Annotated in this window: 15 protein-coding genes; 10 read left to right on the forward strand and 5 right to left on the reverse strand. The window is 61.2% G+C overall.

Features of this window, described 5'->3' with window-relative positions; genetic code table 11:
* The first annotated feature begins 118 nt into the window (after positions 1-118).
* The 3 genes from BXA07_RS22630 (at position 119) to BXA07_RS22640 (ending at position 3,400) form a co-directional block, all read left to right on the forward strand.
* Complete coding sequence (locus tag BXA07_RS22630; RefSeq protein ID WP_076571082.1) at positions 119-577, forward strand: nuclear transport factor 2 family protein; 459 nt, start codon at positions 119-121, stop codon at positions 575-577.
* Positions 578-854: 277 nt separating this feature from the next.
* The gene (locus tag BXA07_RS22635; protein ID WP_170909716.1) at positions 855-3,077 is read left to right on the forward strand and encodes a TonB-dependent receptor plug domain-containing protein; all 2,223 of its coding nucleotides are present in this window, start codon (positions 855-857) and stop codon (positions 3,075-3,077) included.
* 68 nt (positions 3,078-3,145) lie between these two features.
* On the forward strand, positions 3,146-3,400 hold the full coding sequence (locus tag BXA07_RS22640) for a hypothetical protein (protein WP_076571085.1): 255 nt from the start codon (positions 3,146-3,148) through the stop codon (positions 3,398-3,400).
* Between the two features lie 39 nt (positions 3,401-3,439).
* Here BXA07_RS22640 and BXA07_RS22645 read toward each other — a convergent pair whose 3' ends face one another.
* The 3 genes from BXA07_RS22645 to BXA07_RS22655 form a co-directional block, all read right to left on the reverse strand.
* A complete protein-coding gene (locus BXA07_RS22645; protein WP_076571087.1) occupies positions 3,440-4,543 on the reverse strand; it encodes an HD-GYP domain-containing protein in 1,104 nt (367 codons plus the stop codon).
* A 43-nt stretch (positions 4,544-4,586) separates the two neighbouring features.
* Complete coding sequence (locus BXA07_RS22650; RefSeq protein ID WP_076571089.1) at positions 4,587-5,765, reverse strand: pyridoxal phosphate-dependent aminotransferase; 1,179 nt, start codon at positions 5,763-5,765, stop codon at positions 4,587-4,589.
* A gap of 82 nt (positions 5,766-5,847) precedes the next feature.
* Complete coding sequence (locus tag BXA07_RS22655) at positions 5,848-6,282, reverse strand: putative toxin-antitoxin system toxin component, PIN family (protein ID WP_076571091.1); 435 nt, start codon at positions 6,280-6,282, stop codon at positions 5,848-5,850.
* Positions 6,283-6,312: 30 nt separating this feature from the next.
* Here BXA07_RS22655 and yaaA point away from each other — a divergent pair, with 30 nt between their 5' ends.
* Complete coding sequence (gene yaaA / locus BXA07_RS22660) at positions 6,313-7,083, forward strand: peroxide stress protein YaaA (RefSeq protein ID WP_076571093.1); 771 nt, start codon at positions 6,313-6,315, stop codon at positions 7,081-7,083.
* A gap of 34 nt (positions 7,084-7,117) precedes the next feature.
* Here yaaA and BXA07_RS22665 read toward each other — a convergent pair whose 3' ends face one another.
* Complete coding sequence (locus BXA07_RS22665; RefSeq protein ID WP_076571185.1) at positions 7,118-7,921, reverse strand: outer membrane protein assembly factor BamD; 804 nt, start codon at positions 7,919-7,921, stop codon at positions 7,118-7,120.
* Between the two features lie 89 nt (positions 7,922-8,010).
* On the opposite strand from BXA07_RS22665, the gene BXA07_RS22670 reads away from it, so the two are divergent.
* Together BXA07_RS22670 and pgeF are read left to right on the forward strand one after the other, a co-directional pair.
* Entirely contained in the window at positions 8,011-9,036 is a 1,026-nt protein-coding gene (locus BXA07_RS22670; RefSeq protein WP_034781141.1) for an RluA family pseudouridine synthase, read from the forward strand.
* Positions 9,036-9,821, forward strand: a complete 786-nt coding sequence (gene pgeF, locus BXA07_RS22675) for a peptidoglycan editing factor PgeF (RefSeq protein WP_076571095.1) — start codon at positions 9,036-9,038, stop codon at positions 9,819-9,821. Before BXA07_RS22670 ends, pgeF begins: the two co-directional genes overlap by 1 nt.
* A 16-nt stretch (positions 9,822-9,837) precedes the next feature.
* Here pgeF and BXA07_RS22680 read toward each other — a convergent pair whose 3' ends face one another.
* Complete coding sequence (locus BXA07_RS22680) at positions 9,838-10,062, reverse strand: hypothetical protein (protein WP_348532969.1); 225 nt, start codon at positions 10,060-10,062, stop codon at positions 9,838-9,840.
* Positions 10,063-10,288: 226 nt separating this feature from the next.
* Here BXA07_RS22680 and phaC point away from each other — a divergent pair, with 226 nt between their 5' ends.
* From phaC to BXA07_RS22700, 4 genes are all read left to right on the forward strand, one after another.
* On the forward strand, positions 10,289-12,034 hold the full coding sequence (gene phaC / locus BXA07_RS22685; protein ID WP_076571097.1) for a class I poly(R)-hydroxyalkanoic acid synthase: 1,746 nt from the start codon (positions 10,289-10,291) through the stop codon (positions 12,032-12,034).
* Between the two features lie 224 nt (positions 12,035-12,258).
* Positions 12,259-12,822 (forward strand): polyhydroxyalkanoate synthesis repressor PhaR, encoded by a 564-nt coding sequence (gene phaR / locus BXA07_RS22690; RefSeq protein ID WP_071323205.1) that lies wholly within the window; start codon positions 12,259-12,261, stop codon positions 12,820-12,822.
* Positions 12,823-13,034: 212 nt separating this feature from the next.
* The gene (rimO, locus tag BXA07_RS22695; protein ID WP_170909721.1) at positions 13,035-14,390 is read left to right on the forward strand and encodes a 30S ribosomal protein S12 methylthiotransferase RimO; all 1,356 of its coding nucleotides are present in this window, start codon (positions 13,035-13,037) and stop codon (positions 14,388-14,390) included.
* A 115-nt stretch (positions 14,391-14,505) separates the two neighbouring features.
* Entirely contained in the window at positions 14,506-15,672 is a 1,167-nt protein-coding gene (locus tag BXA07_RS22700) for a cystathionine beta-lyase (protein WP_076571101.1), read from the forward strand.
* Positions 15,673-15,696: the final 24 nt, after the last annotated feature.

Raw genomic sequence — 15,696 nt, forward strand, 5'->3', positions numbered from 1 at the left:
GGGCAAGCGGGTAGCATGCAGTGGGCCTTCTCGCGATGCGCGGCCCGCAAGCGGGCGTTCGATACTGCCGCCGTCATCACCGGACGCTTTCCAACGACCATCACCAGGATGAACACGCATGAAATTGCCCCTTTCACATCTTCTTTCCACCTGCCTGCTGGGCGCCTTGGGCGTGATCGGCAGTGCGAACGCGGCGCCCGCCGACGCCGAACTGCTGGCGCTGGTGCAGCGCCATGCGCAGGCCCAGAGCAGCTTCGACCAGGCCGCCTTGAAAGCCATCACGGCCGAGAATTACGTGGAAATATCGCCTGTCGGCGAGGTGGACGCGCGTGAAAAGATGCTGTCCTTCTACGCGCCCGAGCAGAAGCGGCCGAGTCCTCAAGTCCAGGTCGATGAGCCGGCAGTGCGCCTCTTTGGCGATACGGCGCTCATCTCGGCCCGGCTGTCCTACCGGCTCGATCAGGAAGGGGCAGCCCGCACCTTCGCCATGCGCGCCGGCTATGTCGCCCGGCGCGTCGATCATCAATGGCTGCTCGTCAGCGCACAATACACGGGCATCCGTCCGCCGAAACCGTGAGATGGTCATTTGCGGCTGGCGCCCGCATGCTTGGCTGCCAGTTGCGCTTGCTAAAAAATCTGTGGGCGAACAGGTCTTCTTTTCCAGTTCATGATCAAGTCCATGGAAAATCACGCTAATGCTGGAGAAACTTTCAAGAAGAGATAATATTTCCATATTCTAAATTTTCTTGAGTTGTTTAAATATAAATGGTAATGTGTAAATTAATGTCTATCGGCAATACGAAGAAATCTCGCGCCGTGGAAAAATGCATGGCGTGAATAATAGAGGACGTTGCGTGGGGATACAGAAGTTTCCGTTCTTATTGGCACACGCATTTATTTTTGAACTGGCAATGGCTGGTGCAGTGCACGCGAAGCAAGTATCTGCTGATGCGACGGGCATTCAGGCGGACACGGTACCTGTCGTTGATATCAAAGGCGGCCAGACGGACGTGCAGGCGCGGCGCGAGTTTATCGCCGGGAAGATTGTCATAGGCCGGGCCAGTATCGAAGCGAGCGGCGCCAATAATGTGCAGGAACTGTTGCGCAAGGAGCCTGCGGTCACCATTTCCGCCAATGGCCGCCTTGGCCTGATGGGATTGCCTGGCTACACGCAGGTGCTGATTGACGGCGTCGCCGCCCCGGCCGGCAAGGAACCGCTGGAACTGGACGTCACCCATGTGGAAAGCATTGAAATTGTCAAGTCATCGCTGGCCGAGTTCGGGCCATATGGTAGCGCCGGCACCATCAATATCATTTCCCGCAAAGCAAAACGTCTGAAGACAGTTACGCAACTACGCCTTGGCGCGCTGGCTGGCGGGAGCGAGCATGGAAGCAATTTTTCCTGGTCCACCAATCGCGCCGAGGCTGGTTCACCCTGGATCTTTGCGGCCCAGGTATCGGCCGGTTCGCAAACGCGCAGCGATGACAGCAGCGTGAGTGTACGACGCTGGTTCGATGATGCGCCAGCTGTCGTTCAGCAAGTTGGCAGTACGACGGGCTGGACGCGCACCGACCGCCTGAGTCTGGGTGGCACGGTATCCTGGGAGGCGGGGAGGCGCCACGTGCTGGAGTTCGATCCGGGGCTGCTATGGTTCAAGGTCAGCAACCGTGGCGTAGAAAGTGATACGTGGTCGGCGCCCCAATCGAGGCCGCACATGGTCTTCTCAGATGGCGGCTCGCCGTTGACCACTTTGTCGTTGCCCTTGAAATGGACTTTTCGTCCGGATCGCCAATCAAAGTTGATACTGCGCCTGCTGTCGAGCCATTATCACTTGACGCGCGACAACAACCGCCTGGAAGCCTATATCGATGCGCCGGACCAGCTGCGTCAGTCGCCGCGATCGAGTCATAATCGTGGCAACACCATTAAACTCGACTATACGCGGACAATCGGCGCGCATGACATCAAGACTGGCGCCAGCGTCGTGCAGTCGCGTTCAAGTAACGAGTTTGCCTATTTGCTCGATGGTGTCGCTGATGCCAGCCTGCAGGTATTGGGCAACCGGCGCGATGTGCGTGACTGCCGCTTCAGCGCCTTCGCGCAGGATGAGTGGCGTGTCAATAAGGTGCTCGGTGTCAATCTTGGACTGAGTGGGGAGCGACGCACCACCGACATCGACGAAGGCATATATGGCGGCAGCAGCAAGTTCACCTCGTGGGCGCCGAGCGGCCATGTGTCGTGGAAATTGCCAGGTGTCACTGAACGGCATCTGCGCCTGGGCCTGGCGCGTACGTTGACGGCGCCGTTTCTCGACCAGCTGACAGGGCGGCCAACGATTAATCCGCTGGCGCCGTGCGCACCGGGCGCTTGTGGCCAGAACAGCATTGCCTATGCCGACACGGCGGGCCAGCCGAAGCTGCGGCCGGAAAAAACGGCGGGATTGAACCTGGCTTACGAACACTACATCGGCGACGACAGCATCATCACGCTGGAAGCGTTCTCGCGGCACATTGATGGTTTGATCGGTACCGATATTCAGCTGGAAAATGTGCCCTGGTCGGCGCTGCCGCGTTACGTGGCCCGCCCCGCCAACCTGGGCACGGCCCGCAGCCATGGACTCAGTCTCGAAGCGCAGTTGCAATTGCGTGAATTATGGAAGGCCAGTCCAGACATGAATCTGCATGGCAGCGTGACCTTGGCTCATTCTTCTGTCTCGACCGTGCCTGGGCCCGACAACCGGCTGGCGGATCAGTCGCGTTGGAGCGCCAAGTTCGGCGGCAGCCATGCCGTTGCTGGCCTGCCGCTGAAGCTGAACGTCGATGCGAACTGGACGCCGTCCGGCTGGGTGCGCTCAACGGCTACGCGCAAGCTGTACACGTCCCGGCGTTCTGAGCTGAGTTCGCAGGCCATATGGACATTTGCGTCCGGCTGGCGCGCCAAATTCACGTTTGACCACACCTTGTCGGGTGACGCCACACGCATCGAATCTTTTTTTGCAGAGGATGCGGACTTTGAGCGTCGCAGCGTGCGGCCTTCTCGCGACAGATTCCGCTTCGATCTGGAAGCCAAACTATGAGCGTCGTTGCCCGATTACCATGAGTATGAAACCGGATTGCTTAAAACGATGTATTTTTTGGAGATGAAATGAAGAAAATCTCGATCATTTATTTATTGGCTTTTTTTGCCGCGACTTCAAGCGGCTTGGCCGCCGAGGAGCTCAAACCTGTCGAGACGGCCAAATCAGTCGAGGCGGCCAAGCCTGCCGATGAGGCCAAGCCTGAAGAGGAAATCAAGTCGGGCACCGGAAAGTTGCAGGCCAAGGATTGCTACAAGCGTTGCATGGAGGAGGTGGATGACAAAGCGGCATGTGATTACATTTGCTATAAGAAGAAAAGTTAAATTTCTGCCTACTTGCACTCACCTCGTTTGAAACAGGCGCTACAGCCGCGCCTCGTCCCCCCATACATTGCGCATGCTGAAATGCACGCCGGCGTCGTCTTCATGCAGCGACGAGACGATGGCGAACTGGCTGTCGCCCGTGTCGCGCGGCGTCATCCGCGATAGTTCGGCGGCAGAAAGGGGCGCGCCCAGCGGATCGCTGAGCGGATGCACATGGGCGGCGCCCCGCTGCGTGACGACGCCCAGTTCGCCGCTGCGCAGGCGCACCAGGGTGCCGGGCGGATATTTGCCCAGCAGCTTGACGAACTGCTCTCCCAGCAGCGGATCGACGGGCACGCCCTGGTCGAGGAAAATGTGCTGCAAGGCCTGGTCGGGCACGATGGAGCGCCGGTAGTTGCGCGCCGAGACGCGGGCGCAATAGCGGTCGGCCAGGCCGATCAGCTTGGCATTCTGCAGGATTTCATCGGCCGTGCGCCCCTGCGGGTAGCCGCTGCCGTCGTCGTTTTCATGGTGCAGCAGCACGCAACTGAGCCATTCCTCGTCGTCGACGCCGGCGCAGCGCAGCAATTCCGTGCTTTCCTGCGGATGCTGCCGCACGATGCGCATTTCTTCGTCGTTCAGGGGTCCGCGACGGTCCTGGAAGCTGTCGTGGTGGCGCAGCATGCCCACGTTCATCGTCAGCGCGGCCGCGCCGATCAATAATAGTTCGTCGTGGGCCTTGTGCATGCTGCGGCCCACCAGCATGGCCAGCAGCGCCGTTTCAATGCAGTGGCGCACGGCGTAGCTGCCGGCGATCTGGTTGAGCAGGATGCTGGCCAGGGCGATGTCGGCATCGTGTTCGAGCGCGCGCAGCAGTTCGCGGGCGATGTCGCGCACGTCGCGCTCGGCATTGCTTTCGCTGCGCATGTCCAGCAGCAGCCGTTCCAGGCGCTGCGCCGCCTCATTGAGCAGGCGCAAGACGGATGGCTGGTCAGGCGCGCCCGCGTACAGGCCCAGCTGCATCAGCCGGCCCAGCTGGGCGCCGTCCGTGATGATCTGCCCCTTGCGCAGTTGCGGGCCGGCACTATGGTCAGCCAGAAACAGATCCCAGGGCAGGGGTTCGCCGGGAACCAGGTCGGCCGGGCCGATGCGACGCTGTACCATGCTGTCATCCTTTGCCCCGCCGGGGGGCGGAGCAGTACTGTCGTTAAATGCTGCGCAGGCGCTCCAGCGCCAGGCGCAAGGTCTCGTCTTTCTTGGCAAAACAGAAACGCACGATGCCCGACTCCTGGCCCTGCGCGTAAAACGCGGACACGGGAATGGCGGCCACCTTGATTTCCGCCGTCAGCCATTCGGCGAACCGGGCTTCGGTATCGTGCGAAATGGCATCGTAGCGCACGCATTGGAAATACGTGCCGTCGGCCGGCAGCAGGGTGAAGCGGCTGCCCGCCAGGCCGTCGCGGAACAAATCGCGCTTGCGCTGGTAAAACGCGGGCAAGTCCAGATAGGGCTGCGGATCGGCCATGTAGCCGGCGATGCCGTGCTGCATCGGCGTGTTGACGGTAAACACGTTGTACTGGTGCACCTTGCGAAACTCGGCCGTCAGGGCCGCGGGCGCCGCCACATAGCCGACTTTCCATCCCGTCACGTGATACGTCTTGCCGAAGCTGGACACGATGAAGCTGCGCGCCGCCAGTTCAGGATTGCGGCTCAGCGAGGCGTGCGGCACGCCGTCGTATACCATGTGCTCGTAGACTTCATCCGATAAAATCAGGATTTGCGTGCCGCGCACGATGTCGGCCAGCGCCGCCACGTCGGCCGGGCGCAGGATCGTGCCCGTCGGGTTATGCGGCGTATTGATGATGATCAAGCGCGTCTTGGGGCTGACGGCGGCAGCGAGCTTGTCCCACGGCACGCTGTAGCCGGACTCCGTCACCTCCATGGACACCAGCACGGGCACGCCGCCGGCCAGCGCGATGGCCGGCAAATAGCTGTCGTAGGCCGGTTCGATGACGATGACTTCGTCGCCCGGGTGCACGCAGCACAAAATGGCCGTGGTCAGCGCCTGCGTGGCGCCGGCCGTGACGGTGATTTCCGTGCCCGCATCGTAGCCGTGGCCGTACAGGCTGGCGATCTTCGCGGCAATGGCCTCGCGCAGGGGCGCGGCGCCCGTCATCATGGGATACTGGTTGTGGCCGGCGCGCATGGCGCCGCCGACGAGGTCGACGAGGGCCGGGTCGCAATCGAAGTCGGGAAAGCCCTGGCCCAGGTTGACGGCGCCGTGCCGGGCCGCCAGGCTGGACATGCGGGTAAACACGGTGGTGCCCACGAGAGGCAAACGGCTGGTCAGGGTGGGAGTCAGGTGGGGCAGGGACGGGCTGTTCATGAACGGTAGGGGCGCGGTGCGGAAAGTGGAATCGTTTCCCATTCTAGCGCAGCGCGTGGCGTTCCGTGCGGGCCTTGATGGCTCAGCCTGGCAAGGCCCAGCCTTCCGGCACCATGATCTTGAACATGCCGGCCTTGGCCGTCTTGCGGGCCAGTTTCAGCAGCGCCTTGTCCTTGGTGATGAGGATGTCGGCATTGGCGTCGCGCGCCAGTTCGAGGAATTTCTGGTCATCCTTGTCCGTGCAGACGGGCAGGCGCACGCCGGACACGGGCGGCGCCACGACCGTGATGTGGGCGTCGAAGCGGGCGGCGGCGACAGCGCGGCTGGCCTCGTCGAGGGGCAGATGTTTATAATGCAATACGACAAGATATTCCGCGCGGCAATCTTCGCGCGTAATGGCGTGCACGGCGCCGCTTTCGATGGCCGCCAGCAGGGGCGCCCAGCGCGGGTCGTTGAAGACGAACAGGTCGAGGCAGACGTTGGTGTCGAGGACGAGTTTTTGTGGAGCAGGTATCATGTCGGCAATTCTATTTTGTAGTGATAATTTATGTTGATCGTGCTTTCGCCCGCCAAGAGTCTCGACCTGGAGACGCCGCCAACAACCTCGTTGCACAGCACCCCCGATTTTCTCGACCATTCCGCCCAGCTGATAGAGCGCATGCGCCAGTTTTCGCCCGCCGAAGTGGGCAGCCTGATGGGCATTTCCGACGCCTTGTCCGCCCTTAACGTGGCCCGCTACGCATCCTGGACCCCCAAGCTCGACGACGCGCACCAGGCCATCATGGCCTTCAATGGCGACGTGTACGCCGGTTTCGAGGCGCGCAGCCTGCAGCCGGCCCAGCTCGATTATGCCCAGTCGCGCGTGCGCATTTTATCCGGGCTGTACGGCTTGCTGCGCCCGCTCGACCTGATCCACCCGCACCGCCTGGAAATGGGCACGCGCCTGTCCACCGCGCGCGGCAAGGATCTGTATGCGTTCTGGGGCGACACCATCACCAACGGCCTGAACCGCACGGCGAAGGAGCAGGGCGCGCAAGTGCTGGTTAATCTTGCCTCCGAGGAATATTTCAAATCCGTCAAGCCGCGCCAGCTGGACGTGCCCGTCATCGCGCCCGTGTTCGAGGACTGGAAGAACGGCAAGTATAAAATCATCTCGTTCTACGCCAAGCGCGCGCGCGGCATGCTGGCCCGCTATGCGGCCGTCCACAATATCCGCGATCCCGAGCAGCTCAAGCAGTTCGACGTCGATGGCTACGGTTTCGTGCCGGAAGCGTCGAACGACAAGAGCTGGGTGTTCCGGCGCAAGGTCGGCGAATAAGTAAAAAACCGGAGCAAGCTCCGGTTTTTTCATTTTACTGCCAGAATTTCCACCACTTGCGTTCCTTGTTCACCCCTTCCGGGCTGAGGAATGCCGTGTTCGGGTAGTTCTTGGTCAGCACGCGCAGGGTGTCGTCGCGCAGGTCGGTCAAGCCCAGCTTGTCGTACGAGCGGTACATGATGAACAGCGCTTCCTCGATGGCTGGCGAAGCGGCGAAGTCGCTGATCGTCGCTTGCGCGCGGTTGGCGGCGGCCAGGTAGGCGCCGCGGCGGTAGTAATAGCGCGCCACGTGCACTTCATATTTCGCCATGGCATCGATCAAATAGTTCATGCGGGCCAGCGAATCGGGCGCATATTTACTATTTGGAAACTTGTCGACCAGTTGCTTGAACGCGGCAAATGCTTCGCGCGTGGCTTTCGGGTCGCGCTCGGTCGGATCTTGCTCATACAGGAAATTGAGGAAGCTGATCTGGTCGTTAAAGCTGATCAGGCCCCGCAGGTAGTACATATAGTCCACATTGGCGTGGTTCGGATGCAACTTGATGAAGCGTTCGACGGCGGCCAGTGCCTGAGCCTGGTCTCCCGACTTATAATATGCGTAAGCGATCTCCATCTGCGCTTGCAGAGCATAGTTGCCGAAAGGATAGTTAGCCTCCAGCTTCTGGAACAGGCCGATTGCAGCTTCATAGTGCTGCCCGGCCATTTCTTCACGCGCCTCCGAGTATAATTTCGTAACGGACCAGTTTTTGGTCTCATCCACTTTTTCAGGCAACAAGCTGCAAGCGGACATGCCGAGCAGAACGACTGAAGCGACTACCAACGATAATTTTTTTTGCATGACGTTTTGCAAGAAGGTTTTAACCAAGATTTTACAATAGGCTGATTATAGCCGATGGGAATGCTGTGATATTAACTCCGAAGCCTAATTTGGCTGACCCCGCGTTTGACTCCCTTTCTGACCATGCTGCCGAAGAGGCGTTTGACGGCGATTTTGCCGCCGACGACGTCTTCGAGGAAATGGCCCCGATTACATTGGAACTGACGCCGGACGCCTGCGGCCACCGCCTCGATAAAGTCATCGCCCAGCTGGTGCCGCAATACTCGCGCAGCCGCTTGCAATTGTGGCTGGAAGCCGGTTTCGTGACCGTCGATGGAAAAGTTGCCAAACGCAACATGACCGCCTATGGCGACGAGAAGATCGTCATTCTGCCGCAAAGCGCGCCGGAAGACGAGGCTTTTAAGCCGGAAGCGATGGAATTGAACATCGTGCACGAAGATGAGCATATCATCGTCATCAACAAACCTGCCGGCCTGGTCGTGCATCCGGGCCCCGGCAACTGGTCGGGCACCCTGCTCAACGGCCTGCTGCACCACTGCCCGCAACTGGCTGGCGTGCCGCGCGCCGGCATCGTGCACCGCCTGGACAAGGATACGAGCGGCCTGATGGTGGTCGGCAAGACCCTGGCTTCGCAAACGGACCTGGTGCGCCAGCTGCAGGCACGCACCGTCAAGCGCGAGTATTTCGCGCTGGTATGGGGCACGCCGAAAATGGCGGGCACCATCGATGCGTCCATCGCGCGCCACCCGCGCGACCGGGTCAAGATGGCCGTGTCGGAGAATTTCACCGCCAAGCCCGCCATCACGCACTATGAATTGATCGGCAGCGGCGAACTCGACCGCCGTCCCGTGAGCCTGATGCAATGTCGCCTGGAAACAGGCCGCACGCACCAGATCCGCGTGCACATGCAGCACCTGGGCTTTGCGCTGGTCGGCGATTACGTGTACGGCAAGCAGCACCTGGTGTCCGTCTTCTCGCGCCAGGCGCTGCAGGCGCGCCGCCTGGGCCTCGTGCATCCGGGCACCCTGGAAGCATGCGAATGGATCGTGCCGCTGGCCGATGATTTCGCGCAACTGATCGCCACGGCCGGCATTCCCGAGCCGGAACAGGTCTGATGACGTCACCGTTGCCTTGCATTATTCCCCATTGGCCCGGCCTGCCCGCCAGCGTGGGTGCGCTGGCGACCGTGCGCGCGGGCGGCGTCAGCCAGGGGCCATATGGCGACGGGCAGGGCGGCGGCGGCTTGAACCTGGGCACGCACGTGGGCGACGATGCTGCGCATGTGGCGGCCAACCGCGCCCGGCTGGCGGCAGTCTTGCCGTCCGAACCGGCCTGGCTGTCGCAGGTGCATGGCGTGGCCGTGGCCGACGCGGCCAGCCTGCGCGGTTGCGTGCCCGATGCGGACGCCAGCATCGCCACGCGGGAGGGCGCCGTGTGCGTGGTGATGACGGCCGATTGCCTGCCGGTGCTGTTTTGTTCGACCGATGGTCTGGTCGTCGGCGCGGCCCACGCGGGCTGGCGCGGCCTGGCCAACGGCGTCTTGCAGCGCACGGTGGACAGCATGCGGGCGCAGGGCGCGACGGAGATCCTCGCCTGGCTGGGGCCGGCCATTGGTCCGCAGCAATTCGAGGTGGGGCAGGACGTGCTGCAGGCGTTCCGCGACGGCGCGCGCGACGATGCCGAACGGCAAGTGTTGTCCGCCGCGTTTGCCGCCATCGCCGGCAAGCCTGGCAAGTACCTGGCCGACATCTATGCGCTGGCGCGCACCATGCTGTTGCGCGATGGCGTCGCGCAAGTGGCGGGCGGGGAATACTGCACGGTCAGCGATGCGGCGCAGTTTTACTCGTACCGGCGCGATGGCGTCACGGGAAGGCAGGCCAGTTTGATCTGGCGCAAATAATCTGCACGGCAGGCACTTATGTGTCTGCCGTTTTTGTTTTATCGTCTGTTGAGGAGAGGGCGCGCGCACGCAGTTCGGCGGCGTGCTCAGCCTTGCGTTTGCGTCGCCGCGAGCCCGTCAGATAGAATAGGATGGACAGCGGGATGACGCAGTACAGCACGAAGGTCATCACCCCGGCGACGATGGACGGTTCCGTCAGCGCCATGAGGCCGACGACATAGATCCAGGCAACAGCGGTCATGAGCATCATTGGTATTGGCAATTAGTAAGAGTTTGCATGCAGTTGATATTAAAGTTTTCTATTTTTCGACTACGTTTCGACGCCGCGCAAAACCGTAGAGAGCGGAAGGGAGAGGTGGCTAAGAAGCGCAACCGTACGAAGGTACGGTGAGCATCGCAGGCCGCCTATACCGACGCGCAGTAGGTTTTGTTCGGCGTCCCCAATTCTTGAATGGACTTATATAGCTATGAATATGCCCGATCCTCAAATGATGACCAAGGAATGGATGGCGCAGATCAGCAATCCTGAGCAGTGGAAAACGTGGTTCAACATGGTACCGCAGCCGGCAGCCAATCCGATTGCCGGCATTTTGCAGGATGCGGGCGCCAGCATCAAGCCGGACGTGATCGAGCAACTGAAAAATGCCTACGTGGCCAAGCTGACGGGCTTGTGGGCCGATTTCATGGCCGGCAAGGCGCCGGAGCTGAAGGACCGCCGCTTCGCCGCGCCCGCCTGGCACGCCAGCCCCCTGTCGGCCTTCAATGCGGCCGCCTACCTGCTGAACGCGGAATTTCTCATCGCCATGGCCGACGCCGTGGAAGCGACGCCGCACCAGAAACAAAAGATTGCCTTTGCGGTACAGCAAATCGTCGACGCCATGTCGCCCGCCAATTTTCTTGCCACCAATCCCGACGCCCAGCAAACCCTGATCGAGACCAAGGGCGAGAGCCTGGCCAAGGGCTTGAGCAATATGCTGGCCGACATGCAGAAGGGCCGCATTTCGCAATCGGACGAATCGGCCTTCGAAGTGGGCCGCAACGTGGCCACCACGCCGGGCACGGTGGTGTTTGAAAACGCGCTGTTCCAGCTGATCCAGTACACGCCTGCGACCGCCACGGTACACCAGCGGCCCCTGCTGATGGTGCCGCCGTGCATCAATAAATTCTACATCCTTGACTTGCAGCCAGAAAACTCGCTCGTGCGCTATGCGGTGGAGCAGGGCAATACCGTGTTCCTCATGTCCTGGCGCAACCCTGACCTGAGCATGCAGCACCTGACGTGGGACGATTACGTGGAGCAAGGCGTGATCGAAGCCATCCGGGTGGTGCAGGACATCTCCGGCCAGGACAAGCTGAACATGTTCGGCTTCTGCGTGGGCGGCACCATCGTTTCGACGGCGCTGGCCGTGCTCAAGGCGCGCGGCGAGAATCCGGCCGCCAGCCTGACGCTGCTGACCACTTTCCTCGACTTTTGCGACACGGGCGCGCTCGACGTCTTTATTGACGAACCGCAAGTGGCGCTGCGCGAACAGACGCTGGCCAAGGGCGGCCTGATGTCCGGGCGCGACCTGGGCAGCACCTTTTCCAGCCTGCGTCCGAACGACCTCGTGTGGAATTACGTGCAGTCGAATTACCTGAAGGGCAAGGAGCCGCCCGCTTTCGATTTGCTGTACTGGAACGGCGACGGCACGGGCTTGCCGGGCCCCATGTTCTGCTGGTACCTGCGCAACACCTACCTGGAGAACAGCCTGAAGGTGCCGGGCAAGCTGACGGTGGCCGGCGAAAAGGTCGACCTGAGCAGCATCGACGCGCCCGCCTTCATCTACGGCTCGCGCGAAGACCATATCGTGCCCTGGGGCGCGGCCTACGCCAGCACGGCCCTGCTGAACCCGAAAAAGCCGAAAGCCAACCGTTTTATCCTCGGCGCCTCGGGCCATATCGCCGGCGTGATCAACCCGGCCTCGAAGAAAAAGCGCAGCTACTGGAGCAATGACGCAGGCAAAGGCGCCCGCACGGCGAAAGCCAAGCCCTTGACTGCCGAGCAATGGATGGAAGGTGCGACCGAGCACGTGGGCAGCTGGTGGCCGGAATGGGCGGCCTTTTTGGCCGAACATGGCGGTGCCGACGTGAAAGCGCCAGGCAAGCCCGGCAACAAGCGCCACGCGCCTATCGAGGCGGCGCCGGGCCGGTATGTTAAAGTCAGGGCAGATTAATTCACAAAGCGTTTTGCCGGGCAAGACCGGCGTAATCTCCGGTCTTGTCAATAATCTACTTTTAGTTGCGTTGCAATAAATGCGGGAATCTACTACCCTGATGTGCAATGGAGCCGTTTTCCACTCTATAATGGAAAACGTAGGCAGGTGCGAAAGCGGACCCACGTTCGCTTTTTTTTCGGATCAACTCAGTATGCGCTGCGGCGCAATAAGTGGAACTTGTGATGAGTAGTGCAAAAAAAAGTATAGACCGCCTGATTAAGAAATACCCGAACCGACGTCTGTACGACACGCAAACCAGTTCCTACATCACCTTGACGGACGTCAAGCAGCTGGTGTTGGACAATGAGGAATTTACCGTCGTCGATGCCAAGTCCAGCGAAGATCTGACACGCAGCATCTTGCTGCAGATTATCCTGGAAGAGGAAGCCAGCGGCGTGCCCATGTTTTCCAGTGGCGTGCTGTCGCAGATCATCCGCTACTATGGCCACGCCATGCAGGGCATGATGGGTTCCTACCTGGAAAAGAACGTGCAAGCGTTTACGGACATCCAGCACAAGTTCACGGGCACCTCGGCCGGCAGCTTCGAAGGCAAGCCATTCAGTCCGGAAATGTGGACCCAGTTCATGAATGTCCAGGGCCCGATGATGCAAGGCATGATGAACAACTACATCGACCAGAGCAAGAGCCTGTTCGTGCAGATGCAGGAGCAGATGCAGAGCCAGAGCAAGAATCTGTTCGGCACCTTCCCGTTTGTTCCGCCCGTCCCGCCGACGGACAAGAAGTAATCAGATGCATGGCGATGGGCGGCGATGCTGCCCATACGCCTCACTGCATGTGTTTTTGATATCGAATCTGTGTCATTCGCAGCATAGTTCTGCCAGCAAGGGGCGGCTCGGGGTACAATAGCCGATTCGCCTCACCATTTTACTAGCTGCCAACTATGTCTGAAATTCACCGTATTCCCGTTCCTTCCGCCCAGCCCGAGGCCATGCTGGCCATGCCAGGTGCGGCGCCGAAAGTGGGCTTTGTCTCGCTCGGCTGCCCGAAAGCGCTGGTCGATTCCGAACAAATCCTGACCCAGCTGCGCGCCGAAGGCTACGAAACGGCGAAATCCTATGCTGGCGCCGATCTGGTGATCGTCAATACCTGCGGTTTCATCGATGCTGCCGTGCAAGAGTCGCTCGACGCCATCGGCGAAGCGCTGGCCGAAAACGGCAAGGTGATCGTCACCGGCTGCCTGGGCGCCAAGAAAGATGCTGCCGGCGACGACATCATCATGAAGGTGCACCCGAAAGTGCTGTCCGTCACGGGCCCGCACGCGCTGGCCGAAGTGATGGATTCCGTCCATTTGCACCTGCCGAAACCGCATGCGCCGTTCCTCGACCTGGTGCCGCCGCAAGGCGTCAAGCTGACGCCGAAGCACTACGCCTACCTGAAGATTTCCGAAGGCTGCAACCACCGTTGCAGTTTCTGCATCATCCCGTCCATGCGCGGCGACCTCGTCTCGCGCCCGATCGGTGAGCTGATGATGGAAGCGGAAAACCTGTTCAAGTCCGGCGTCAAGGAATTGCTGGTCATTTCGCAAGACACTTCGGCCTATGGCGTGGACGTGAAATTCCGCTCCGGCTTCTGGAACGGCCGTCCCGTGAAGACGCACATGACGCAGCTGACGGAAGCGCTGGGCGAGCTGGCCAAGTCCTACGGCGCCTGGGTGCGCCTGCACTACGTCTATCCGTATCCGCACGTGGACCAGATCATCCCGATGATGAGCGGCGGCCACATCCTGCCTTACCTCGATATCCCGATGCAGCATGCGCATCCTGACGTATTGAAGCGCATGAAGCGCCCGGCCAGCGGCGAGAAGAACTTGGACCGCATCCAGGCTTGGCGCGCCATCAATCCGGACCTGACCATCCGCTCGACCTTCATCGCCGGTTTCCCTGGCGAAACGGAAGCGGAATTCGAGTACCTGCTCGATTTCCTCAAGGAAGCGCAGATCGACCGCCTCGGCTGCTTTGCCTATTCCCCGGTGGAAGGCGCGACGGCCAACGAAATCGCCAACCCCGTGCCGGAAGAAGTGCGCGAAGAGCGCCGCGGCCGCGTGATGCTGCTGCAGGAAGAAATTTCCAAGAAGCGTCTGCAAGCCAAGGTCGGCAAGACCGTGCGCGTGCTCATCGATGAAGTCACCCGCTCGGGCGGCGTGGGCCGTTCCAGCGCCGATGCGCCGGAAATCGACGGCGTCGTGTATGTGAAGCCGCCGTTCGAGCCGCACCGCAAGCTGGCGGTGGGCCAGTTCGTTGACGTGACCATTACGTCGGCCGACGCGCACGACTTGTGGGGCGCCGCCGAATAAAAGTTTTATGCAGGTGTAACACTCTGTCATACGTACGGCAGGCAAGGGCATAAGCCCTTACAATCAAGGCGGACCAGCAGTTGCTGGGCCGCCTTTTTTATTTGCCGACGATGCCATGACCACACCCAAATCCCCGCAGACCGCGCTGATCCACAGCGATTACCAGGCGCCGCAAGGCTTTGCCGCGTTTCCCAACGCCATCCACCACGCTTCGACCGTGCTGTTCAAGGACGTGGCGGCCATGCGTTCGGGCGACTGGAAAGAGAAGAGCGCCTACACCTACGGCTTGCACGGCACGCCCACCACGTTCACGCTGGAAGCGCGGCTGGCCGCGATCGAAGGGGGAAATTACTGCCTGCTGGCGCCGTCGGGCCTGGCGGCCATCGCCATGGCGGACTTTGCCCTGCTGAAAACGGGCGACGACGTGCTATTGCCGGAAAACATCTACAACCCGAACCGCGAACTGGGACGCTGGCTGGCGCAGGATTTCGGCATCACGGCCCGCTACTATGATCCGCTCATCGGCGCCGGCATCGCGGCATTGATCCAGGACAATACCAAGCTCATCTGGACAGAAGCACCGGGTTCCGTGACGATGGAAGTGCCGGACTTGCCCGCCATCTGCGCGGCAGCCCATGCGCGCGGCGTGCTCGTCGCTTTGGACAATACCTGGTCGGCCGGCCTGGCCCTGCGCGGCTTCGACCTGGGCGTGGACATCATCATGCAGGCGCTGACGAAATACCAGTCGGGCGGCTCCGACGTGCTGATGGGCGCGCTCATCACGCGCGAACGGGCGCTGCACGACCGCCTGGCGCAGGCGCACATGCGTCTGGGCATGGGCGTGGGCGCGGACGACGCCTACCTGGTGCTGCGCGGCTTGCCGACCATGAAGCTGCGTTTCGACGCCCACGACAGGGGCGCACGCACGGTGGCCGCCTGGCTCAAGGGCCGGCCGGAGATCGCCACGGTGCTGCATCCGGCCTTTGATGATTGCCCCGGCCACGCCATCTGGCAGCGCGATTTCACGGGCGCGGGCGGCCTGTTTTCCGTGCTGTTCGATGCCCGCTACACGGAGGCGCAGACGGACCGCTTCGTCGATGCCTTGCAATTGTTCAAGATTGGTTACAGCTGGGGCGGCGCGAACAGCCTGGTGATGCCGTATCGCATCGCCGCCATGCGCAAGGGCTGGCCGCTGCCGGGCCAGCTGGTGCGCCTGAACGTGGGGCTGGAAGAGCCGCAGGACTTGATTGCCGATATCGAACGGGCGTTCGCGGCGATGTAGCGGCGGCAGGCGCGAGCCTGCCGC

The sequence above is a fragment of the Janthinobacterium sp. TND4EL3 genome (assembly GCF_900156175.1).
Classification (GTDB): domain Bacteria; phylum Pseudomonadota; class Gammaproteobacteria; order Burkholderiales; family Burkholderiaceae_D; genus Janthinobacterium.